23 protein-coding genes and 1 pseudogene are annotated in these 21,071 nt (G+C 38.0%); 18 read left to right on the top strand and 6 right to left on the bottom strand.

All coding sequences use genetic code 11. From position 1 onward, the window contains the following. The first annotated feature begins 1 nt into the window (after position 1). From glmL to E4N78_RS11515, 6 genes are all read left to right on the top strand, one after another. A complete protein-coding gene (glmL, locus tag E4N78_RS11540) occupies positions 2–1,381 on the top strand; it encodes a methylaspartate mutase accessory protein GlmL (protein WP_255810680.1) in 1,380 nt (459 codons plus the stop codon). A gap of 152 nt (positions 1,382–1,533) precedes the next feature. Continuing rightward, positions 1,534–1,722, top strand: coding sequence for a 50S ribosomal protein L32 (rpmF, locus tag E4N78_RS11535; RefSeq protein WP_253693913.1), 189 nt, complete (start codon positions 1,534–1,536; stop codon positions 1,720–1,722). 13 nt (positions 1,723–1,735) lie between these two features. After that, positions 1,736–1,972 carry an acyl carrier protein gene (gene acpP, locus E4N78_RS11530; protein ID WP_255810679.1) on the top strand — a complete coding sequence of 79 codons (237 nt, stop codon included), beginning with the start codon at positions 1,736–1,738 and terminating at the stop codon, positions 1,970–1,972. 22 nt (positions 1,973–1,994) lie between these two features. Next, complete coding sequence (gene rnc / locus E4N78_RS11525; protein WP_255810678.1) at positions 1,995–2,735, top strand: ribonuclease III; 741 nt, start codon at positions 1,995–1,997, stop codon at positions 2,733–2,735. Positions 2,736–3,048: 313 nt separating this feature from the next. Continuing rightward, positions 3,049–3,489, top strand: a complete 441-nt coding sequence (locus E4N78_RS11520) for an Hsp20/alpha crystallin family protein (RefSeq protein WP_002670499.1) — start codon at positions 3,049–3,051, stop codon at positions 3,487–3,489. 114 nt (positions 3,490–3,603) lie between these two features. Next, positions 3,604–4,452: a hypothetical protein gene (locus E4N78_RS11515; protein ID WP_370644942.1), complete on the top strand. Its 849-nt coding sequence runs from the start codon at positions 3,604–3,606 to the stop codon at positions 4,450–4,452. Positions 4,453–4,462: 10 nt separating this feature from the next. Here the strand turns inward: E4N78_RS11515 and E4N78_RS11510 are convergent. Next, a pseudogene (locus E4N78_RS11510) lies at positions 4,463–5,917 on the bottom strand (S41 family peptidase). 359 nt (positions 5,918–6,276) lie between these two features. On the opposite strand from E4N78_RS11510, the gene E4N78_RS11500 reads away from it, so the two are divergent. The 9 genes from E4N78_RS11500 (at position 6,277) to E4N78_RS11460 (ending at position 12,427) form a co-directional block, all read left to right on the top strand. Then, the gene (locus E4N78_RS11500; protein ID WP_253682655.1) at positions 6,277–6,954 is read left to right on the top strand and encodes a class I SAM-dependent methyltransferase; all 678 of its coding nucleotides are present in this window, start codon (positions 6,277–6,279) and stop codon (positions 6,952–6,954) included. 66 nt (positions 6,955–7,020) lie between these two features. Continuing rightward, positions 7,021–7,875: an Rpn family recombination-promoting nuclease/putative transposase gene (locus E4N78_RS11495; protein WP_255810674.1), complete on the top strand. Its 855-nt coding sequence runs from the start codon at positions 7,021–7,023 to the stop codon at positions 7,873–7,875. 434 nt (positions 7,876–8,309) lie between these two features. Further along, positions 8,310–8,696, top strand: coding sequence for an IS110 family transposase (locus tag E4N78_RS11490; protein WP_255810673.1), 387 nt, complete (start codon positions 8,310–8,312; stop codon positions 8,694–8,696). 214 nt (positions 8,697–8,910) lie between these two features. Beyond that, a complete protein-coding gene (locus E4N78_RS13945) occupies positions 8,911–9,108 on the top strand; it encodes a transposase (protein ID WP_255810672.1) in 198 nt (65 codons plus the stop codon). Further along, positions 9,062–9,394, top strand: coding sequence for a transposase (locus tag E4N78_RS13940; protein ID WP_255810671.1), 333 nt, complete (start codon positions 9,062–9,064; stop codon positions 9,392–9,394). Before E4N78_RS13945 ends, E4N78_RS13940 begins: the two co-directional genes overlap by 47 nt. Positions 9,395–9,469: 75 nt before the next feature. Continuing rightward, entirely contained in the window at positions 9,470–10,816 is a 1,347-nt protein-coding gene (locus tag E4N78_RS11475) for a YjiH family protein (RefSeq protein ID WP_255810670.1), read from the top strand. Between the two features lie 148 nt (positions 10,817–10,964). Beyond that, entirely contained in the window at positions 10,965–11,513 is a 549-nt protein-coding gene (locus E4N78_RS11470; protein WP_255810669.1) for a histidine phosphatase family protein, read from the top strand. 97 nt (positions 11,514–11,610) lie between these two features. Then, positions 11,611–12,204: a CDP-diacylglycerol--glycerol-3-phosphate 3-phosphatidyltransferase gene (gene pgsA / locus E4N78_RS11465; protein ID WP_255810668.1), complete on the top strand. Its 594-nt coding sequence runs from the start codon at positions 11,611–11,613 to the stop codon at positions 12,202–12,204. Continuing rightward, on the top strand, positions 12,197–12,427 hold the full coding sequence (locus E4N78_RS11460; RefSeq protein ID WP_255802682.1) for a YdbC family protein: 231 nt from the start codon (positions 12,197–12,199) through the stop codon (positions 12,425–12,427). Before pgsA ends, E4N78_RS11460 begins: the two co-directional genes overlap by 8 nt. 13 nt (positions 12,428–12,440) lie before the next feature. Here E4N78_RS11460 and rnhA read toward each other — a convergent pair whose 3' ends face one another. The 3 genes from rnhA to thiI are packed head-to-tail and all read right to left on the bottom strand — an operon-like array spanning position 12,441 to position 15,156. After that, entirely contained in the window at positions 12,441–12,923 is a 483-nt protein-coding gene (gene rnhA, locus E4N78_RS11455) for a ribonuclease HI (RefSeq protein ID WP_255810667.1), read from the bottom strand. Continuing rightward, a complete protein-coding gene (locus tag E4N78_RS11450; protein WP_255810666.1) occupies positions 12,920–13,990 on the bottom strand; it encodes a 3-deoxy-7-phosphoheptulonate synthase in 1,071 nt (356 codons plus the stop codon). Before E4N78_RS11450 ends, rnhA begins: the two co-directional genes overlap by 4 nt. A gap of 2 nt (positions 13,991–13,992) precedes the next feature. Beyond that, a complete protein-coding gene (gene thiI / locus E4N78_RS11445; RefSeq protein ID WP_255810665.1) occupies positions 13,993–15,156 on the bottom strand; it encodes a tRNA uracil 4-sulfurtransferase ThiI in 1,164 nt (387 codons plus the stop codon). Positions 15,157–15,276: 120 nt separating this feature from the next. On the opposite strand from thiI, the gene E4N78_RS11440 reads away from it, so the two are divergent. The 3 genes from E4N78_RS11440 (at position 15,277) to E4N78_RS11430 (ending at position 20,440) form a co-directional block, all read left to right on the top strand. Next, on the top strand, positions 15,277–16,173 hold the full coding sequence (locus tag E4N78_RS11440; protein WP_255810663.1) for a hypothetical protein: 897 nt from the start codon (positions 15,277–15,279) through the stop codon (positions 16,171–16,173). Positions 16,174–16,181: 8 nt separating this feature from the next. Next, a complete protein-coding gene (locus E4N78_RS11435; RefSeq protein WP_255810662.1) occupies positions 16,182–19,496 on the top strand; it encodes an immunoglobulin domain-containing protein in 3,315 nt (1,104 codons plus the stop codon). Between the two features lie 62 nt (positions 19,497–19,558). Then, positions 19,559–20,440, top strand: a complete 882-nt coding sequence (locus E4N78_RS11430) for a hypothetical protein (RefSeq protein ID WP_255810661.1) — start codon at positions 19,559–19,561, stop codon at positions 20,438–20,440. A 28-nt stretch (positions 20,441–20,468) separates the two neighbouring features. On the opposite strand, the gene E4N78_RS11425 is transcribed toward E4N78_RS11430, so the two are convergent. Together E4N78_RS11425 and E4N78_RS11420 are read right to left on the bottom strand one after the other, a co-directional pair. Next, a complete protein-coding gene (locus E4N78_RS11425) occupies positions 20,469–20,807 on the bottom strand; it encodes a type II toxin-antitoxin system PemK/MazF family toxin (RefSeq protein ID WP_002673725.1) in 339 nt (112 codons plus the stop codon). Next, positions 20,794–20,988, bottom strand: coding sequence for a hypothetical protein (locus E4N78_RS11420; protein ID WP_255810660.1), 195 nt, complete (start codon positions 20,986–20,988; stop codon positions 20,794–20,796). Before E4N78_RS11420 ends, E4N78_RS11425 begins: the two co-directional genes overlap by 14 nt. Positions 20,989–21,071: the final 83 nt, after the last annotated feature.

Here is a 21,071-nt window from a genome sequence, read left to right as displayed (position 1 = left end):
AATGAACTGTTATTTATTTGTTGACTTTGGAAGTACCAATACAAAAATAACCCTTGTGGATGTCGAAAAAGAAGACATAATCGGTACGGCAAAGGCTTATACGACTGTAGAAACCGATGTTATGATAGGTTATAATAATGCCCTTGACCTATTACACAAAAAAACGGGAACGGATTATACTGTAGTAAAAAGCCTTGCCTGCTCCTCGGCTGCAGGGGGCTTAAAGATTATAGCCATAGGCCTTGTGCCGGAACTTACGAGCGAGGCTGCAAAACGGGCAGCCCTCGGCGCCGGAGCTAAGGTAATCCACACTTACAGTCATAATCTCAATAAAAGTGAAGCTGAGGAGATAGTAAGCTCAAATGCGGATATAATACTCTTAGCAGGAGGCACAAACGGCGGTGATTCACGCTGTATAATCCATAATGCAAAGATGCTTGCCGATTACGGCGTCAAGGTTCCTGTTGTTGTTGCCGGTAACAAGAGTGCTGAAGATGAAATCATTGAAATCTTTAAGGATAAGGTAGATTTTCATCTAGCAGAAAATGTAATGCCCAAAATAAACAAGCTCAATGTTGAAAGCGCCCGCGAAACAATCCGCGGCATCTTTATGAATAATATTGTGCATGCAAAGGGCATGACCCATGTCGAAAATAATATAGATAATATCCTGATGCCGACTCCTGCAGCTGTCCTAAAGGCTGCTCAAACTCTGTCTGAAGGTACTGAAAATGAAGAGGGTTTAGGAGATCTTATCGTCTTAGACATAGGCGGGGCTACAACCGATGTTCATTCCGCTGCCGACGGCGAGCCGACCCAAGGCTCTGTCTTTTTATATGGATTGCCTGAAGCATTTTTAAAACGGACAGTGGAAGGCGACCTTGGTATGCGGTACTCTCTTCCGACCGTAGCCTCGGTGCAAGGGCCTCACGGGCTTAGACACTATCTTCCAAAAGAATATAGGTTTAACATTGAAGAAGAAGTAAAAAAACGGAATGAGCACACCGATTTTATTTCTGAAACCGAAAAAGATTTGGCCTTTGATTGTGCCGTTGCCAAGGTATGTGCCGATGTTTCGATGAGCCGCCATGTCGGGGTTTTAACTCCTGTTTATACCGGCTGCGGTGCCAGCTTTCAACAAGAAGGAAAGGATTTAACCCAGCTGCGTTATATAATAGGAACAGGAGGAATTTTGGTTTATAATTCCCATTACAAAGAAATTATGGAGGCTTGCAAATTCCGTGAAGACGATCCTTTTAGCTTAAAGCCTAAAAATCCTCAATTTCTTCTTGATAAGGAGTATATACTATCGGCTATGGGACTTTTGGCTACCGAAGATCCGGATATGGCTATAAGGATAATGAAAAAACATCTGGTATAAACGGATATTTTGTTATCTTTTGAATTTTGAATTTTGTATTGACTTTTTACGGGTTTTAGTGTAGAATAGACACTTAATTATGTGAACGGCCGCAAACAAGTGCGGCAGATACGCTTTTTTAATTTTAGATATTTTGTAGTGGAGGATTGAGTATGGCTGTACCAAGAGCGAATACGTCAAAGGCTAGAACAAGACGCCGACGCGGTATAAATATGCGTTTACAAGCGCCAAATCTTGTTGAGTGTTCCGGATGCGGTAACTTGATTATGCCTCATCATGTATGCCCCAAATGCGGGTTTTATAAAGGCAAGCAGGTTATTAACCCCGATAAATTAGACTAAAGGAGATAGTTTTATGGATGATTTATTCAAAAAAATTCAGCAGTTAATCGCAGCAAAGTTGGAAATTGATGAGGACAAGGTTACATTGGATTCTTCATTCCGACAAGATTTAGGTGCCGATAGTCTTGACACCTATGAACTCGTTTATGCTCTCGAAGAGGATATGGGTATTAAGATCCCGGACGAAAAGGCAAATGAGTTTGAAACTGTCCGCGATGCTTATGAATTTATCAAGACTCAGAAAAAATAAGTTTTGTTTTTAGGGGAGTTCTTTGTTTCCGATAAAATTAGGCATTGAGGCCGGTAGGAAGCGGGAACTCCTTGAGTTCCAAAAGCAAGCGGGATTGAAATTTAAAGATCTACGCTTGCTTGATCTAGCCTTCCATCACAGGTCATTTTCCAATGAACATAATAATTTTCACATCAATAATGAACGCTTGGAATTTTTAGGCGATTCGGTTTTGGGGCTTGTCGCAGCTTCCTATCTTTATAAATCTTTTGAGGATAAACATGAGGGGGAGTTGGCTAAAATAAAAGCTTCCGCTGTTTCGGAAGAAGCTTTATCGAAGGCTGCCCATAACCTAAACATAAGTAAATATTTGGTTTTAGGGAAGGGAGAAGAAATGTCCGGAGGCAGAGAAAAAAAGGCCATCCTTGCCGATGCCCTTGAAGCTGTTATAGGAGCCTACTACCTTGATTCCGGTTTTAAAACAGCTCAAAAATTTGTGTTAAATCTTTTGGAAAAGGCTATCGCTTCGGTCTTAGAAAAAAGGTTTATAAGCGACTATAAATCCCTTCTTCAGGAATTGGTTCAAAAGAAATTTAAAGCAGTTCCGAAATATGAGCTTAAAAAGGCGAGCGGTCCTGATCATGACCGCACTTTTTGGTTCTCGGTTTCAGTAAACGGTAAGGTTTACGGTCCCCTTTCAGGTAAAACAAAAAAAGAAGCGGAGCAGGCTGTTGCAAAAGTGGCCTATGAAAATCTCTATACTGAGGATACTGTGTCAAAATAGCTCTATTTAGCATGAAAATTTGGCACAATAGTATTTTTTGTCCCTTTTAAGCTCTATCATTTTTTTATAAACATAAATTTCCCGTTTATTCATAATTGTATAAGTCTATATTGAATATAGACTTATGGCATTTTAACAAATTTTCCTTCCTTTTTTTTGATTTGGCATAAAAATTGCTTGTATATAAGTGACAGCTTGAAAAGCAGGCTTAAAAACTGAACTTACAGAGCCAGCTCAAAGAGCCAGCTTACAAAGCGGCTCAACGAGCCGCTCGTTGAGTTTGAAATAGTAACTTATAAGCAGGAGGTGCTTTATGAATAGTTTAAGTCTTTTTAGTCCGTCTTTTACGGACAGCGTATTTGATGCCCTTGATAGGAGCTTGGGTCCCAATTTTGGAGTTTTTGCTCCGATCAAGAATGCAAGCTGCGGAATGCCGAGTGTGGATATCCGCGAAACCGAGAAAGCCTATGTTATGGAAGTAGATCTTCCAGGGTACAGCGAAAAAGATGTTGAGATCAGCTTAAAAGATAGGCTTATGACAATCTCATCTTCCAAAAAAGAAGAAAAGGAAGATAAGGGGGCAGAGTACATCATAAAGGAGCGAAGTTCAAGGCATTTTATGAGGCGTTTTACCTTGCCTGAGGATATAAACTCCGATGAAGTTTCTGCAAAATTTGAAAACGGTGTTTTGGTTGTAAATATTCCGAGAAAACCGGATACTCAGCCTAAACAAATAGAAATTAAAACTGCATAAGATTTAATTTTACATCTGTACACTAGCTTACCTGCGTCTTGCCTTCGGGCAGGGCGCAGTTTTTTTATATCTTCCCAATAATGCTTTTTGTAAAAACTGCCGATAAGATTATCGATGGTTTCCGTATATAGACAATATGAAAATTCAAATTCCTCTGTTTTAAGCAATTCTCTTTTGCGTAGGGAATTTCTTTACGGTCTAAAATTTTTCGCCGTACAAGAGAATTTTATGAGTGAACAGGGAGCTGTCTTGCGTATGAGAATCTCTTTAGCCTGCATAGAAGCCGGAGCAGTGGTAATCGATGCCTATATTCAAACCGACGGGAACCTATCATACCTTTTTGTTTTATGCTCATCGATTCTTTCTCCTCAAATTTTTTCGGAAGCTGTAAAAAGAATTCTGCCGAATGCTGTTATTGAAGAATTTTATAAAACTCAAGCCGAAGCTTATTTGGGATCGGCTTCTGTAGAAGAACTGGTAAAAAAGCCCATTCCATTTTTTTCGCCTATAGAAGGAAATTCCGAATCAAACCGTCTTTTAATATCTCTTCTGATTGAACATAAAGCCCTTCTTTTGGAAAACAAAAAAGGAGGTCTTTTGGAGATGTGCTTAAAGCATAAGTCTAGGAGCCTTTTAAATGAAGCTTCTGAAATACGCCGATATTCTTCTGCCGGTTTGGACCTAAACATATTGATGTTTCAAAAAGAAGATCTAATCCTTTCTATTCCGGTTTTTCAGGTCAAAAAAATCGATAAGGATGTTTTCCAAAAAAAGTTTATTCAAATTCTTCCTGAATACGGAGGAAAAAAAATCTATGTAGAGGATGTCTTTTGCATAAAAAACATCAATCTTTCAAAAGTAAATTTTACCAAAAGGTTGAAAAGGGGTATATATAGCATCACAATACCCGGTGCTAAGACGATCATGGAATTTAACCTTTTAGTTCCTTCGATGTATGAGTGATCCCTATGCGCTATTCTGTTTCCAAAACGAAATTTAAGCAGGGATCGTTTTGATTTTTAATATCTTCAATCGTATCCATAATAAAAACGTCAGGCGATAAACCCTTATTGTTAATTTCCATATTATTGTACATAGTTTTTTGCAATGATATGAAAAATGAAAAATTATTTGTAAGCTTAAATATTCCGATGTTTCCTGTAGCTCCTTTAGTATTTGTTCCGATTAGCCTTATGTTTAATTCTTTACAAAAACATGCAAAATTATCGCAAGCGGAACCGCTTTTGTAAGATGTAAAAACGGTTATATCTTTATTCTCGATTTTACACTTATTTGCAGCAGAGATAAGTTTTTTTTCTAATTCTTCCATTTCATTACTTTGCATAAGAAAGTTGTCTATTTGTTGTAATATTTTATCTTCTTCTGACGGCATTAACAATTGATGAGCTTTCATTAATTTACCGTCGTTAATAAAAGAATTTAGTTTTGTAAGCGTATCATGGTTTATCACCTTTAAATTTTTATCTTTTATTGCAGTTAAAGTAATCAGAACGGGACTTAATCGGCGTTGAAAATCTTTAATATTGACGGAAGATATTTCAGGATCTGTTTTTCCTGTAAGTATTTTTAAAATTACAAATCCTATATTTGAATTGCCGCCGCTATTTTTTCGAATATCTAAAATAAGATGAGCAGAATTTTCTAACAAAGGAATAATTTTTTCAATAAATTCATCTATCATGTGATAATCCCAAAAATTATGTATTTGTATCAAAGCATATTTTTCTTTAATATTATAAATCGAAAAATTATAGCTTGAATATATCTTATTCAGTTTATCATAATAATCAGGGATTTTATTAAATTTTATACTACCGATTTTATTTTGCGGAATTGAATATTTCAATTCTAAATTAACTTCATTTTTATCGACCTTAAATGTAAATTTTATTTTTTTATTTTGTGAAGAATATAAAATACGTTTTATCATTGAATTTTCAAAGGCATGAGGTGTTTTTACAGGAATATATTTTGCAATATTATTTAATAAATATTTTTTTACATCTTCATCATCAATTTTTATAAGCTCTGAACCTAATGGTATTTTTATATTGTTCTCTTTATATAAAAGATAGTATTTGCCGTCAGCATAGTCCAATCCGATAGGTAAAAATTAAAAAGGAGTGTTTGGGCCTTGTTCATAGAACACGGCTGCATGTCCGTCATTTATTACTGCTAACAACTCTTCAAAATAAGTATAAATTTTATATTTATCGCTTTCATACATAATTTTATTTGCAAGTTCAAAATATTTTTCATTAAGATTATTTAAAATAGCATTATTTAAAAAAGGAGAATACTCTTTAATATATGAATATAATTCGGCTAAACTTATAATATGTTTTTTATTTTGGTCCGGTTTTAAGCCTTCAAGAGCTGCATCAGTATCGGAACAGCCAAAATACATTACAGTAAAACAAAGTATAAATATGATTCTTTTATAGTACCTCTTCATAGTTGTTATTTTAGCATGAGCCAGGGGGCTTGTAAACAGGGACAAGGCTCGTATCGGCCGCAGCCTGTGCTTGGAGATTCCTTTAAAATTGAACGGTTACTATCCTTGCATTATCTCCTGCAGCATGTTATTATATCGCTGAGGAAAACATTTTAGCGGAATTGTACCGGATAGAAGACCATAACCTTCCGTACCGGCCTTAGCTCATCAAAAAAATTTTAATTTTTTTTAAATAAAATCTTGACAAAACGGGAAGGGGATAGAATAATATTATAGAATTAATAACAAATAATAAAAATTAGGAGGCTGGTATGAAAAATGAAGACAATTATTACGCACAGAATTTAAATGCACAAAAATTATTCCGAGTATACGACACGGCACTTCCCCGTGTGCGGCAATACCTCAATGAAGAAATAAATTTTATCAAACGGAATTTAACCGGAACCGAATCGGTTTTGGAAGTCGGCTGCGGGTATGGGAGAATATTAAAAGAATTATCTCCGTATGCAAAGCGTCTTATCGGTATCGACATTTCCGAAGATTCTGTCGCTTTTGCAAAAGAATTTTTAAAAGATAGTTCCAACGCAACAGTGCAGGCAGCGGATGCTTATAACCTTGCGTTTAATGGTGAATTTGACATGGTACTCTGTTTGCAAAACGGACTTTCCGCAATTAAAGGTTCTGCAGAACGCCTTATTACCGTATGTGTCCAAAGTCTCAAGAAAGGCGGAAAAGCCTTTTTCAGCACCTATAGCGGAAAATTCTGGAAAGATCGGCTTGAATGGTTTCGGGAACAGGCGGATAAAAAGCTTTTAGGCGAAATCGATGAAGAAAAAACAAAGGACGGTATCATTATCTGCAAAGACGGTTTTAAGGCGGTAACCTTTACCGAAGAAGAACTTAAAAAACTCGGCATTCAATCGGGTTTTCGGTATGAGATAAAAGAGATAGATAAATCAAGCTTGTTTTTAATATTGACAAAATAGATATAAGGAATATGCCTTACAAAAGTGTAAAGACTGTGATATACTAATAGATAAGGGGGATACTTTATGGCAAAACACAATCGCCGGTACAAAGACTCGGTATTCGTAGATTTATTCAGCGAAGATAAAACCGCCAAAGCCAACTTTTTATCGCTCTACAATGCACTGCACGGCACACACCTTGATTCTTCGGCGGAATTGAAGCCGCTTAAACTTGAACAGGCGATGTATACAAAATTGTCCAATGATGTATCGTGTCTGATTGATAATAAAATCATTGTGCTGGCAGAACACCAATCGACTATAAATGAAAATATGCCTTTGCGCTGCTTACAATATGTAGCACGTCTGTACGAACAAATTCAAGACCCGAAAGCAAAATATTACAGAACCTTGCAAAAAATTCCCATACCTGAATTTTACGTCTTCTATAACGGCAAGGCAAAATATCCGGCTCAGAAAACGCTCAAACTTTCAGAGGCCTACATCGCAAAATCGGAACAAGTTCCGCTGGAACTAACGGTTCAAGTGCTTAATATTAACACAGACAAAGCGAATAAGATTTTAATGACCTGTAAACCATTGGAAGAATACAGCCTGTTTGTAGAAGCCGTACGCCGCCATACCGCGCTTGATAAAGAAAAAGGCTTTGAAAGTGCTATAAAAGAATGCATCCAAAACGGCATTTTAAAAGAATATCTACAAAGAAAATCACGGGAGGTGATAAATATGTTACTGGCAGAATATGACTATGATACTGATATAGCGGTGCAGCGTGAGGAAAGCCTAATGATTGGAATACAGCAAGGCTCATACAAAAAAGCTCTTGAAACGGCTGCAGCATTTAAACGGCTTGGGGTTGATATTGTTAAAATAGCCGAAGGAACAGGCTTAAGCCGTGAAGAAATCGAAAAGCTTTAAAATGTGAGGTAATCAATATGTTGCCGGCATAATATGATTATGATAAGGAGATATGATAAACAGTTCGGCAGGAATTCAGCCTCACTGTTTATCTGCCGAGTTTGCCTTTCGGCAAACGTCGCATTATTGTATGCAGTTTGTAAACAAACTGCGTGAAAAACCTTTTTTCAGGATTTGATAATCCTTGCAAAAGGTTTTTATGGGAGGTATGATAAAATAGTAAACAAACAAACGGTAATGTGATAAACTGAACTAAAAAGAAGTTCAGTGGAAACCAGGCAATAGTTCGTCATGTTTAGTGGAGGCAATGACCTCCGAATGGGAGAATGAAGAGCTTTTGCCGCATCATACAGTAGTCGTTAAAGACTGAATGGGAGATTGGAATATATTACCGAAAAGACTTTCCGCTGAAACACAAAGGGAGGGAGGTCGAAATGACATTTTTTATTGGCGTGGATTTGCACAAAACACAGTTTACAGTTCATGTAAGAACGGAAGAAAGGTCTGAAACCCTAAATCAGATAAGACAATATAAAACTGATGACAAAGGTTATGCCGACTTTATGACAAGAATAAAAGCTTACAAAGAAATCGGAGCTGTTGTAAAAATTGGAGTTGAATCAACAGGGAACACCCGTTTTTTCAAACACGAGGTAGAAAAAGCCGGAGCAGAAGTTACAGTCATAAATACTTTGAAGTTCAAGGTTATAACTGAATCTGCTAAAAAAACTGATAAGCATGATGCTTGTACAATTTCAGAGTTTCTTTCAAAGACATGCTACCTGAAAGCTATCTTTGCAGTAAAGAAACTGAAAATATGAGGCGGCTTTTAAAGTCTAGGGAAAGGCTGGTTCGCTCGATAGTAGGTCAAAAGAATGAAGTTCATGCTCTTTGGTAAGTATGGGGCTAAAAGATGAAAGCAGGAGCCTACAAAGTAAAAAAGGACGCCAGAGAGTTCTGGACGTCCTTGAGTCGAATAACGACAACGTGCTCGAGGCACAATCAGTACAACTGATGTTTGAAATTATAAGGCAAATGGAAGAAAGTGTCAAGATAATAGAAAAACAACTTACAGAATTGACAAAGGATGATCAAATGGTAAATCGTCTTTTGAGTATACGAGGTTGTGGAAAGATAACGGCATGGACTATAAGAGCCTATACTGAGGATATGGGAAGGTTTGCAAGTGCAAAAATATGCAGCCTTTTGCGGACTTGTTCCATGGGTGTCTGATTCTAATGAAAGTATTAGGCATGGAAAAATTACGAAGCGAGGCCCGCAGGAATTAAGAGTGAGCTTTGTACAATTGGTAATGGGTATAAGACGTTGCAAAGATACTGCCTGTTGGCGTTTAATGCAGCGTTATGAATATATGAAAACACATAAGGGCAGCGGAAAGTCAATCATAGCCGCTGCGAGGAAGTTGGCAGAGATTGTATGGGCAATGCTCAGCAATAAAGAAGATTTTGACTGTGAAAAGATGAAAGGAACATACAACCGTATGAATCTTGCAGTTTAATTTTTATCTGCCATCTATTTTAATTTTTTTTAAGAAAGTCGATTTTGTTTGTTGACTTTTTATGGGAGAATCTTTATGAGTGACGAAAAAAGAAACGGAACAGCTGTTCCCGAAGGAAAGATGGAACCGAAAACTATAATCCGGTTTGTGGTTTATAGTTTGATCGGTATTTTTATGTTTTTTATTCCGATTGCAATCGGCGGAAAAAAGACGATTCCATTGGATCATATTGTGGGGTTGATTCAAAAGATTCCCTATTATGCAAAGTACTGGGGGCTTTTGCTTTGCTGCGTGGGCGTAGTTTTTCCATTTATAACAGGTTCATGGAAAAAGACCAAGGTAAAAATGGTGTTTTCAATTATCAACATTCTTGCAATCCCCTTTGCAATTATGACGGTGTTCAATGTAGGGCCTGAAGCTCTTTTAGCCAAAGGAATGTTGCCTTTTATTTACGGTAAAATTGTAGTTCCGGTCACAACCATCGTTCCTATAGGCTCGGTATTTTTAGCTTTTATCGTAGGTTACGGCCTCATGGAATTTGTAGGCGTATTTATGCGTCCTGTAATGAAGCCTGTTTGGAAAACTCCCGGCCGCAGTGCTATTGATGCCGTAGCTTCTTTTGTAGGAAGCTATTCTATAGCCTTGCTCATTACAAACCGTGTTTACAAAGAAGGAAGATACACAAATAAAGAAGCTGCAATTATCGCTACGGGTTTTTCGACCGTGTCTGCAACCTTTATGATAATAGTTGCAAAAACCCTAGGGTTTATGGAACACTGGAACTTCTATTTTTGGACAACGGTTATAGTTACCTTTATCGTAACGGCAATTACTGCAAGAATATATCCTCTATCCAAAAAAGCCGACTCCTATTATGAAAATCAAAAGGGCGATATCGAAACCGATGTAAAGGGGAATAAATTTAAAATTGCCTTGGGAGAAGCCGTAAAGGTTTGTTCTTCTGCTCCTTCTCTTCCCCAAAATGTAAAAATAAATTTGCTTGACGGTATAAAACTTGCAATAGGTTTGGCTCCGTCTTTAATGGCAATCGGAAGTTTGGGGCTTATCATTGCAAAATATACGCCTGTCTTTGACATAATCGGATATATCTTTGTGCCATTTACGTGGCTGATACAACTGCCGGAACCTGTGCTTGCGGCAAAAGCTCTTGCCACAAGCATTGCGGAAATGTTTTTGCCTGCTCCATTAGTTGCAAGCGCTTCGGCAGGTACAAGGCTTGTAGTGGCTGTAACCTGCGTTTCAGAAATCTTATTTTTCTCGGCCTCAATCCCCTGTATGATGAGTACGGAGATTCCATTGAAGATGAAGGACTATCTTATCATCTGGGTTGAAAGGGTTATCCTTTCGATCCTGTTGACGGCACCCTTTGTATATTTGTTTACATATATAATTGCAAAATAAGTGCTAAAACCGGAAGATGTGCCATATATCACTGAAGAAAAATGCCGTTTTTGTCATTTTTCTTCAGTGGGATAAGGGGGGGGATAGATGTGAAACAAATTGAACAGCTCCCCTTGCTCTTTAAGCTTAAAAACCATATAATTTTTGTATGAAACTTTTTGTTGTACGCCACGGTGAAACCGACTGGAATTCTAAGATGTTGGCTTGCGGTGTTTCCGAAGCCTCTCTCACCGAAAAAGGAATGGAGCAGGCAGCAAATCTTGCCGAACGCCTCGCTTCCGAACAAGATAAAAATAAGATTAGCTTTATCTATGTGTCCCCGCTTAAAAGAGCCGTAGCAACGGCAGCCTATATCGAAAAAGCTTTGGGTATAAAAGCAAAAATAGATGAACGCTTAAAAGAAATAAATTTCGGAACTTTTGAAGGTGAGGATTGGAGGAAGCCTGAATTTTTAAAAATAACCGGCAATCCTTTTTTTAGATTTCCGCAAGGAGAATCCTTGGTGCAAACAGCACACCGTGCCTATGGTATAATTGAAGAGGTCAAAGCAAAACACAAAAATGAAAATGTACTTTTTGTTTGTCACGGAATGATAAGCACTATGATTTGCACATATTTTAAATCTTATTCACAAGAAGAATTGGAAAAGATAGAAATCAAAAACTGCCAGCTTCTTCAGTTTGAATTAAAAAATTAAATTGCAGAATAATTTATAATATAATCCAGAGGCTATCTGATATTCCCTGCTTTTTTGCCTATTGACAAAAACGGATTAAAGCTACATCATATAAGGTATGAAGCTATCTAATATTTTTACATCATCGCGGCTGGTGCTTGCGCCCATAATCTATGTTTTGTATTTTTTGCCGGATTGGGTTCCTTTTGTAAGTCCTAAAATTACAATTCTTATTATAATTCCGATTTTTATCTTTATGGAATTTACCGATTTTTTGGACGGCTATTATGCAAGGCTGCATAATCAGGTGGATGATTTCGGAAAAATATTTGATCCCTTTGCAGATGTGGTTGCAAATGTAACGGTTTTATTTTGTTTTTTGATGGACGGATTTTTGTTTGCTCCTTTCTTTTTGATTATAGTTTACCGCGAATTCGGTATCATGTTTTTGAGGATGAAGGCCCGCGGCGAAGGCATAACTATAGGGGCTAAGATGGGCGGAAAAACAAAGACCGTGCTTTATATTGTTGCGGCAAGTGTTTCAATGTTTTTAAAACTTGAAAAAATTTACACATTTTTACCGCCGGCCCTTACTCAATACATTCTTTATTTTAACTGGCTTCTTTATTTTGCGGCGGTTATTTTGTCGCTAGCTTCATTTACCGATTATATTACTTCATATTTAAATACAAGGAGAACTGCTGATGAATAATCAGGACGAATTCAAATTTGAAATTACAAAAAGCTACGGAACTATCTCCGCGGGAAAGGGCGGTTGGAACACCGAACTCAACGAGGTATCATGGAATGGCCGAGATCCTAAATTCGATATAAGGCCTTGGTCTCCCGATCACCAAAAAATGGGAAAGGGAATTACCCTTACAAAGGATGAGCTTATAGTTTTAAAGAAGCTTTTGGACGAGGCCGGAATCTAGCCGCGAGCTCAAATTACATCATTTTTTGACAGGCTTCAACCGCAAGGCGATCGCAGGCTTCGTTTAAGGGATTGCCTGCGTGGCCTTTTACCCAAATCCATTCAGGCTTAATCGAGGCAGAAAGGGAGTCCAGCTCTTGCCAAAGGTCTTGGTTTTTTACGGGCTGTTTGGAGGCCGTCTTCCAATTATTTTTTTTCCAGTTAAAGATCCACGAGCTTATACCCTGCTGTACATATTGAGAATCGGTGTGTACCGAAATGCTTTTATAGTTTAAGGTTCCGCCGGACTTGCCGGCTAAAAATGCAGGCTCCTCTTTTATCTTTTTTAAGGCCCTTATAACAGCCATGAGTTCCATGCGGTTATTGGTGGTAGATTTTTCGCCTCCGTTTTCTCTGCATATTTCTTCTTTTGAATCCTTGTTTACCATTATATAAGCCCAGCCTCCGGGGCCGGGATTTTTAGAGCAGGCTCCATCCGTGTATATTTCAATATTCATTTTTGCTTCCTTACTTTGTATTTTTCATAGATGCGGAGTATTTCTTTTTGAGTTTCTTCCCAGCCTAGGCAGGGGTCGGTTATGGATTTACCGTATTCGCCGGCATTCTTTGCTTTTTCGATTGAGGTGCTTCCCTCTTGGATAAAGCTTTCAATCATACAGCCCCTTATATAGTCAAGAGGTTCATTTTTATCGAAGCGGAGCTTTAAGCTTTCTTCAAAGATTTTTATCTGTTTTTTCGGGTCCTTTCCCGAATTTCCATGGGAGCAGTCTATTACTATACTCGGTTTCAGCATTTTTTCTTTCATAAGAGAGGCCGCTTTTTCAACTTCTTTTCTATTGTAATTGGGCTTTGAAATTCCGCCCCTTAAAACCAAATGAGTGTCCGGATTTCCGGTTGTGTGGATTATTGCCGAAAGTCCGTTTCGGGCAATGCCTACAAAGGCATGTGGCAGACGGGAAGCAATTACTCCGTTTATAGCGGCTGTTACGTCTCCGTAGGTGGTATTTTTAAAGCCGACCGGCATTGAAAGCCCTGAGGCTATTTCTCTGTGGATTTGACTTTCGGCCGAGCGTGCTCCTATCGAAGCCCAGCTTACAAGGTCGGCAATGTATTGGGGAATCATAGGGTCTACCATTTCGGAGGCGGCAGGAATGCCTATTTCGGCAAGCTTAATCAGAAATTTTCTTGTCTTTTGAATGCCGCCTTCAATATTGATAAAGCCGTCAAGTTCAGGCTCTACGATAAGACCTCTCCAACCTAAAACGGTTCTGGGTTTTTCAAAGTAGGTACGCATTATAATATAGAAAGAATCGGAGCATTTATTTTTTAGCTCTAATAGGCGCATAGCATAATCCTCGGCTGCCTCAGTGTCATGAATTGAGCAGGGGCCGACTATAAGTAAAAAACGCTCATCCTTCCCGTTTATTATATCGCTAATAGTTTTTCGGGCTTCGGCTATAAAAGAATAAAGAGAATCCGAGGCGGGTATTTTTTCTACCATTTCGGCAGGAGAACTTATGCAATGAATCCTCTCGATTCGGAGGTCAACAAGGTTTTTTATCATCTTTAAAAACTCATCTTTTTTACTTCTCTTTGTGAGTATGCCTCTTCTAAAAGGCCGTCTATTTCCATTCTTTCGAAAATTTCGGCAGCGTCTTTGAGGTTTGAGTGTAAAATAGGGTGTTTGGGTGAAAACATTACACAGCAATCTTCATACGGCAAGATTGAAGTTTCGTAGGTGCCTATTTTCTTGGCTTCTATCGTAATTTCTTCCTTATCAAGGCCGATGAGGGGCCTAAAAACAGGAAATTCCGCATAAGAGTTTGTTACGGTCAGGTTTTCTACTGTTTGACTTGCAACCTGAGCAAGGCTTTCTCCCGTGATAAGGCATTTGGAATTGATACCCCTTGCCGTCATATTTGCTATTTTCATCATGCAGATTCTCATCATTAAAGTTAGGTAGGCCTCGGGGCTTTTTTCTCTGATTTGCTGCTGCACCTTTGTAAAAGGAATTATATTGAGGTATCCGCCGAGGCCGTAAGCGGCTAAGATTTCAGCCAGTTTTTCAACCTTAGCTTGGGCTTCGGGCGAGGTATAAGGATGGGAGTGAAAATAGATATAGTCCAGCTTCATTCCGCGGGTGAGCATCTTAAAGCCCGCAACGGGGGAGTCTATTCCTCCCGATAGGAGCAAAAGGCCTCTTCCCGAACAGCCGCAGGGGAGCCCCCGCCGTCCCTTGTGCTCAAGGCCGTAGATAAAGGCTTTTTCTCTTACTTCGATGGAAATTACAATGTCGGGATTATGGACGTCTACTTTTAAAATTCCTTCGGTATGGATTACCCCTCCCACTTCCCGTGAAATTTCGTAGGAGGTCAGGGGGAAGTTTTTTTCTCCTCTGCGGGATTCTATTTTAAAGGTCTTAGCCCCTGCATCCCGGGCCCTTATGGCTTCGGCTTTGGCTGTTTCGGTAATGGCTTCAATAGTTTTTTCGGCAGGAATGGCTTCTGCCCAGCCTGTAATGCCTATGAGTTTATTTAGGGCTTCTTCGGTTTTTTCTTTAAATTCGGGCTTGACGCTTACATACATTCTTCCGGCTCTTACGCGTATATTGGATTTAGCCTCCGGTAAATAGCTGCGTAAATTCTGCGAAAGCCGCATTTCAAAGTCTTTTAAATTCCCTTTTTTTAGGTTAATTTCGCCTATTTTTGCAAGATAGAAAAGTTCTTCCATATTCTTATATTTTATCTTAAAAATATAAAAAAGTCCATCAGGGGGAATTTATTGAGATATAACAATTCCCATATTGACCATTCGGTAAAAAAATTGTATCATTTAAGGATTGAGGTGTTTATGAGACCAATTAGGAAATTTATTTTTTTGGTTATGTTTGTGTTTGTAAGCTTTTCAGCCTTTGCTTTTGAAGAAGGCTTTACTCTGGGCCTTAGAGCTAATTTTTCCGGCTCCTATACCGACCCCCATATAAATGAAGCTGATAAACAATATTTGGGCGCCGATTTTATGCGCGGTATGGCCGGTTTTATTATGAACGGAGAAGCCGAACTTACCTATATTTTTGATTCTGTCAGATATTTTAATTATACAAATAATAATATCTTCGGAGGACTTGGACTTGCCTTTAACCTCGGCGTAGGGCAGGGGTTTTCAGGCCAGATTTCAGGAACAAAGAATATGAATTTTTCTGCGCCCGGCGGAGGCAGCTATAAAAAAGATATTGAAGTTTATTGCCGTGTTTATATGACACCGGTTGTAACTTTTGGAACAAGTCTTAAAACAATGCTTTTAAAAAACAGGCTGGTTTTAGGTTTCGGCATAGGAGGAAAGATGCTGGCCGATCCTCAGCCCACTTATGAGCTTTATACTAATTTGAATAATGAAGAACTTGCTGCTTTAAAGGCTGAAAAGATTGATTTTACCTCTGAGACAGGAACTCTTTACATTTCTGAAGCTATGATGAAAAAAATGAACCCGCTGAGTCTTCTTTTAAAACTATCTATAGCTTATAACCAGCCTGTAGTTTCTACAATGGATTTGACTATGGGCGGATATTTGTCCTATTCCGTTTATAAGCCTGGGTATGTAGCTCTTCCTAAAAAGGTAGAACAGGCAGCAATTATTAATGGCAAAAAAAATGGTATTGATGTAAATTTTGAAAAAAAACCTATAAATTCGTTTTTTATGAATAACCTGGACTTCGGTATAAGTTTGGGGCTTTTATTTAAGGTGTGAGGTGAAATATGAAAAACATAGTTGCGGTAAAAACTAAATTAATAAAAAGGTTTGCCGGTCTTATATTTGCAGGCCTTGTTTTAACATTGTTAAGCGCGTGTAAACCTGCTTTGGGATCTTCTTGGTATTCCCGTGTAAATGATGATATAGGGATGACAATGTATATAACCGAAATATTTGTTGCAGACAATCCCGTTGTCCCTGTCCTTTCTGAAGTACCCATTGATGAAGCCGATAAGTTAAAAAAATTTGCTGAAGCTAGAGAGTATTTTGTAAATGTTGCCCCTTCTGTTGAAGAGATACTTTCAGAGAATATAAAGGTAAAGGCTGTGGGAGCTTTATCAACTATGGAAAACGTTGATGTAAGTATTGAAATTAACGGAGATGGGGTGCCCTTGGTTTCAGGAAAAGCAGTTCCTGTAACTATAAAAATAAAGGATACCCAAGCTAAATACGGTGAACTTACAAAGGTTATCAAGATTACTCAAAATGAACCCTTCGACTTAAAATTGGAGAGCCTTACAATTGCCGGAGAAAATGCTATGAGCGGAAGCGTAACTCTTCCTTACAAAAAAACTATGATTTCGGCAGCCGATATTAGGGCGGAATTCAGTTACGGTACGGAAAAAACCGTTATTCCTGTTGTTTTAGAAAAAAACAGCATTGAGCTAAAAGAAGATGAAAGCATTGATGTAAAAATTTCTGTAAAGGCGCTAAAAGGTCAATACAAGGACTTTGAACATTTTGTATCCGTCACCAGAGCAAAGAGAGCTGAAAATGAAGATGTTGCTTTGGAACCTCTGGAGATTTATGTGCAGGGGATTAAAAGTGAAATCGGAAAAGACGTTAGTGTTCCTTCAAATGTAACGCAAATAACCGAGGATGATATAGTTGTCATATTTAAGACCTTTGATAATCTGCCTGTAAAACTTAATCCTAATCCTATAAAATTTGAAGGCAATGATAGTGCCACTGCAGAAATTTCGGTTGAAGGAAAAGAGGGTAAATACTTAGGTTGGAATATGAAGCTTACCGTCAAAAGAAATGCTGATGCCGTATATAATCCTGTAGACAAAAACGGAAATAAAAAATATGTAATAAAGGTAAATACTATAACCGAAGAAATAGATCCCTTTACCTATTATGATAAAGATTACGGCTTTCTTGCATCGAAATTTGATGAATGGGTAGTTTATATCAATGACTTTAATAACAGCACTAATATTGCTTCTTATCGTTTTAAAGCTGATTCATGGTCAGGTTCGCCTGAGCAATACGCAGGCCCTGATTTCGGTTCCGGCCTAAAACATATGGGTAATGTGAAATTTTACCGCTATAAGTCAAGGACGGATAGATGGGATGGTAATACGCCGCCTCTTTTTGATTCGGAAAAAGAAAAACGCTTTTATTTTTACCGTTTTACGGCATCAGGCGGGGTATCGCTTGATAACTCAATGTTCTGTGTTGATACCCATTCTAAATTTCTCTTTTACTATAGCGATCCCGCTTCTATAAGCAGTTTAGGGGTGCCCAGCGGGTGGACCGATTACGCAGCCCCGTCGAAGGGAAGCCATAAACAATTCAATGAACCTTTTTATTTAAGCGATCCTGTCGGTTATGTTAAAGAGGACGGCAGTGTTGTATTGTATAGCTGGATAAAGCAAAATATTACTAATAATAACTATAATGCACAAAAAAATTCTGCATTTACCAAACCTGCCGAAAAAAAAGCAAACGGTGCTGGGTTTTCCCCATACCGTAATAATATTGTCAAAAAGAGAACGGAGGTTATTACAACGAAAAATCCTGAATACACTGTTGCACGCCCCCTTATATTAGCTCAACCTAAGGCCTTGCGGATACCTTTAAACTCAACTGAAGATGCTGTTATGGAGGTTAAGACTGCCCCTGCTCCTGATGGAGAAACTCTTTCATATAAGTGGTATAAAAATGACTATCAATCGAACGAGGGTGGAACATTAATACCTGGAGAAGTATTGTATACTTACCGGCCTAATAAAACCGTCGCAACAAACTGCTACATATATTGTGAAGTAACCAATAGAAATTCTTCTAACGGTCTTACCGATACGGTAAAAACCGATGCTGTAAAACTCTTGATAAGTTCAGGCCCGCTCTATACGGATGCAGCTCAGCCTAAAATTATTAAGGAGCCTGAAGGCAAGACTCTTCCCATAAACACCTCAGGCAATATAAGTCTTAAAGTGGAAGCTCTTTCAATGGATATGGGGCAGGTTTCTTATCAATGGTATAGAAACACTTCTAATAGTAATGAAAATGGAACAAAACTAGACGGAGAGACATCTGGGGTTCTCAATTTAAATGTAGATACTTCTTCGGTAAAAACCGAATACTATTATTGTGTTGCTACAAATACAAACGATAAGGTTGACGGTGAGAAAACTGCTGACAGGGCATCTGCTGTTGCAAAAGTTGAAGTAGAAGAAGCTTATAAAATCATTTTTGATAAGGAAGGTAAAGGCGCCATTACTGCTATTTATGAATATAAGGAAAATGATAAATATAAGCAAAAACTTATTAAAACCGGCGACTATGTCAAAAAAGGAGAAAAAGTAACTTTCTTTGCTCGATCGGACGAAGGATATGAGGTTTTAAGTTGGACAGGTGTTTCCGAGGTTTTGGAAAACAAAACGATTGCCACACGTGTTGTTGGACAACAGGAAACTGTAAAAGTGGTGTTTAGGAAGATACCTGATGGAGGTAAATTAACTATAATTGCTAAAAAATTGGAAAATATTGATATCGGTTCTAAAGATTATCTCTGGGCTGCTTGGGGGGCTGAAAAGGATTGGGCCCTTTTTACATACGATTTTAGAGCTAGGATATGTGAAGATTCTGGAGATGCCGCTTCTAATTTTTCTTCAATTTGGGCAGTTGCAGAGACTTATAAGAGTTCAGTTGAGCTCTATAAGAAGGGAACTTCTGGTGCAAATTCAGTATCATCATTGCAATTTATAGAAAAAAATCTTACATCGCTAAATAATATACCTTACTTTCAACTGGATACTAAGTTAGCAAAATATAATCGTGGTGCTGGTTGGTCTCTCAGAGATAAGGTATATCTTTCTGACTATAATCAAAGTATAATAGAATTTGTGTATGATAAGTCGCAGGATGCATGGAAATATAGAGTAAATCAATATTCGATTCCTGATGTTGACGTATCAATTCCTCCTGTAAATTTTATATTAAGGCGTGGAGAAACAAAAGATTTTACGATTTCGTATATTTCCAGTGCTGTCGGTACTGCCGAAGTAACCTATACCTTGAAGTGGGAATAGATAGTTAAACTTAAGCCGAAGCCTCCTCGTGAGTCTCCGGCTTTTTTAGTTAAGATACTCTTATGAAAAAATTCGTTTTAAAGTTTTTCAATTTATTTTTGTTTCTCTTTTGTTTTATGAATCCTCTAATAGCCGGGGACTTAGAGGACCATAGTATAAAAGCTAATCCTGAAAATCCCGACTGCATTTACGAAAAAGCAAGGCTGGGTGATTGCCTCATCCACATGGCAAAAATTACTTCGCCCTCAAAGGGGTCGGCTCCGGCAGTTGAAATCATTTTTACCTCCGATTTTAAATGGGAGTCTTGTTCTCCTCATGAAGGCTGGGGGAAAGAAGGGAAAACTTATCAATATCGAGAAACCGAGGTGCCGGGGTCTTCCGTGTTTTTAGGCATAACAAATAAGATAAGCGATGTAGTTTATTTCAAGGTAGAAGGAGTTCACCCCTTTGATTTGCCTATTTATGATGAGCCTTCAGAAGCTAAAATCCTTGAACGTTTTATTTTCTTTAAATTTACCGCTTATGCGGCTAAAGGCGGCCTTTTTGAAAATGCTCTCAATAACTTAATGTGTGCACTTGATACCCATACTAAGCTTCTTTACACCTACGGAATGCCGAGTGAGTATAAAAAAATAATTGGAAACAATTATATTCCGCAAAAATGGCTTCCCTATGAAATACATCCGAATACGGCTGATTCGAAATTAAAGTTTTATGAATATGACCCAATCGGCTTTGTTTCTCTCGAAAAAACTCACAACTTTTTGGGCGTAAAGACAAATGTTCACTTATACGATTGGTGGAATGAATCTGTAGGTGCCGGGTCTTCGATGAAGACCGTAAAGGAAAAACGCTTTATGCCGCGTCTTTCCGGCGAAGCTCTTGAGGACTGGACTATCCGAGATGCCTCTAAGCCTGTGCGTTCCCCGTATAGAAAATTTTAAATAAGGTTAGTAAGCTGTTTTTATAGATTTATTCTTTTAGCACATAATCGATTTCTTGTTCAATCTGTAAAAGTATGTGCTTGGATACTTTTCCAACTTTTTCTTCAAGTCGGGATTTATCTACCACTATAATTTGATGAACAAGTGCAACAGAATTTTTTGGAAGTTGTGATTCATTTTTGGGAATGAAAACATTACCTTTTAATTCGGCATTGACAGTATTAGATGTAAGAGGGACAACTATTTTTGTATTTAAACTATTCAAATTCTTTTTATCGGACTGTATTATTATTACCGGTCGCCTCATCCCTGGTTCACTCCCGGCCGGAATGCCGAAATCAAGCATATAAACATCACCACGAGTCATTCTTTATACTCTCCCAAACGGTTTCCAGACTTGATTCTCTAATTTTTTTTAAGGCTTCTCCTTCTGCCAAGATAGAAGTTTGTTTATTAACATTATTTGCAATAAAGGTAAGAAGTCGAATCTGTTCTGCTAAAGAAAAAGAAAGAACTTGATTTTCAACTTGTATAAGAGCATCAGACATAATCTACCTCCATAACTATAAATTATATACTAAATTGCTTTTTTCCGCAACTTGTTGCTTGCCTGTTATTTATTTTCTACTTT

The organism is Treponema denticola, assembly GCF_024400535.1.
Taxonomy (GTDB): domain Bacteria; phylum Spirochaetota; class Spirochaetia; order Treponematales; family Treponemataceae; genus Treponema_B; species Treponema_B denticola_C.
The sequence above is the reverse complement of the archived record's forward strand: the minus strand, read 5'-3'. Positions and strand labels throughout refer to the sequence as shown.

What these genes read in the sequence shown, in the direction of transcription:
- glmL (WP_255810680.1), top strand. Translation starts at nt 2, where the DNA reads ATGAACTGTTATTTATTTGTTGACTTTGGAAGTACCAATACAAAAATA.
- rpmF (WP_253693913.1), top strand. Translation starts at nt 1,534, where the DNA reads ATGGCTGTACCAAGAGCGAATACGTCAAAGGCTAGAACAAGACGCCGA.
- acpP (WP_255810679.1), top strand. Translation starts at nt 1,736, where the DNA reads ATGGATGATTTATTCAAAAAAATTCAGCAGTTAATCGCAGCAAAGTTG.
- E4N78_RS11520 (WP_002670499.1), top strand. Translation starts at nt 3,049, where the DNA reads ATGAATAGTTTAAGTCTTTTTAGTCCGTCTTTTACGGACAGCGTATTT.
- E4N78_RS11515 (WP_370644942.1), top strand. Translation starts at nt 3,604, where the DNA reads ATGGTTTCCGTATATAGACAATATGAAAATTCAAATTCCTCTGTTTTA.
- E4N78_RS11500 (WP_253682655.1), top strand. Translation starts at nt 6,277, where the DNA reads ATGAAAAATGAAGACAATTATTACGCACAGAATTTAAATGCACAAAAA.
- E4N78_RS11495 (WP_255810674.1), top strand. Translation starts at nt 7,021, where the DNA reads ATGGCAAAACACAATCGCCGGTACAAAGACTCGGTATTCGTAGATTTA.
- E4N78_RS11490 (WP_255810673.1), top strand. Translation starts at nt 8,310, where the DNA reads ATGACATTTTTTATTGGCGTGGATTTGCACAAAACACAGTTTACAGTT.
- E4N78_RS13945 (WP_255810672.1), top strand. Translation starts at nt 8,911, where the DNA reads ATGGAAGAAAGTGTCAAGATAATAGAAAAACAACTTACAGAATTGACA.
- E4N78_RS11475 (WP_255810670.1), top strand. Translation starts at nt 9,470, where the DNA reads ATGAGTGACGAAAAAAGAAACGGAACAGCTGTTCCCGAAGGAAAGATG.
- E4N78_RS11470 (WP_255810669.1), top strand. Translation starts at nt 10,965, where the DNA reads ATGAAACTTTTTGTTGTACGCCACGGTGAAACCGACTGGAATTCTAAG.
- pgsA (WP_255810668.1), top strand. Translation starts at nt 11,611, where the DNA reads ATGAAGCTATCTAATATTTTTACATCATCGCGGCTGGTGCTTGCGCCC.
- E4N78_RS11460 (WP_255802682.1), top strand. Translation starts at nt 12,197, where the DNA reads ATGAATAATCAGGACGAATTCAAATTTGAAATTACAAAAAGCTACGGA.
- rnhA (WP_255810667.1), bottom strand. Translation starts at nt 12,923, where the DNA reads ATGAATATTGAAATATACACGGATGGAGCCTGCTCTAAAAATCCCGGC.
- E4N78_RS11450 (WP_255810666.1), bottom strand. Translation starts at nt 13,990, where the DNA reads ATGATAAAAAACCTTGTTGACCTCCGAATCGAGAGGATTCATTGCATA.
- thiI (WP_255810665.1), bottom strand. Translation starts at nt 15,156, where the DNA reads ATGGAAGAACTTTTCTATCTTGCAAAAATAGGCGAAATTAACCTAAAA.
- E4N78_RS11440 (WP_255810663.1), top strand. Translation starts at nt 15,277, where the DNA reads ATGAGACCAATTAGGAAATTTATTTTTTTGGTTATGTTTGTGTTTGTA.
- E4N78_RS11435 (WP_255810662.1), top strand. Translation starts at nt 16,182, where the DNA reads ATGAAAAACATAGTTGCGGTAAAAACTAAATTAATAAAAAGGTTTGCC.
- E4N78_RS11430 (WP_255810661.1), top strand. Translation starts at nt 19,559, where the DNA reads ATGAAAAAATTCGTTTTAAAGTTTTTCAATTTATTTTTGTTTCTCTTT.
- E4N78_RS11425 (WP_002673725.1), bottom strand. Translation starts at nt 20,807, where the DNA reads ATGACTCGTGGTGATGTTTATATGCTTGATTTCGGCATTCCGGCCGGG.
- E4N78_RS11420 (WP_255810660.1), bottom strand. Translation starts at nt 20,988, where the DNA reads ATGTCTGATGCTCTTATACAAGTTGAAAATCAAGTTCTTTCTTTTTCT.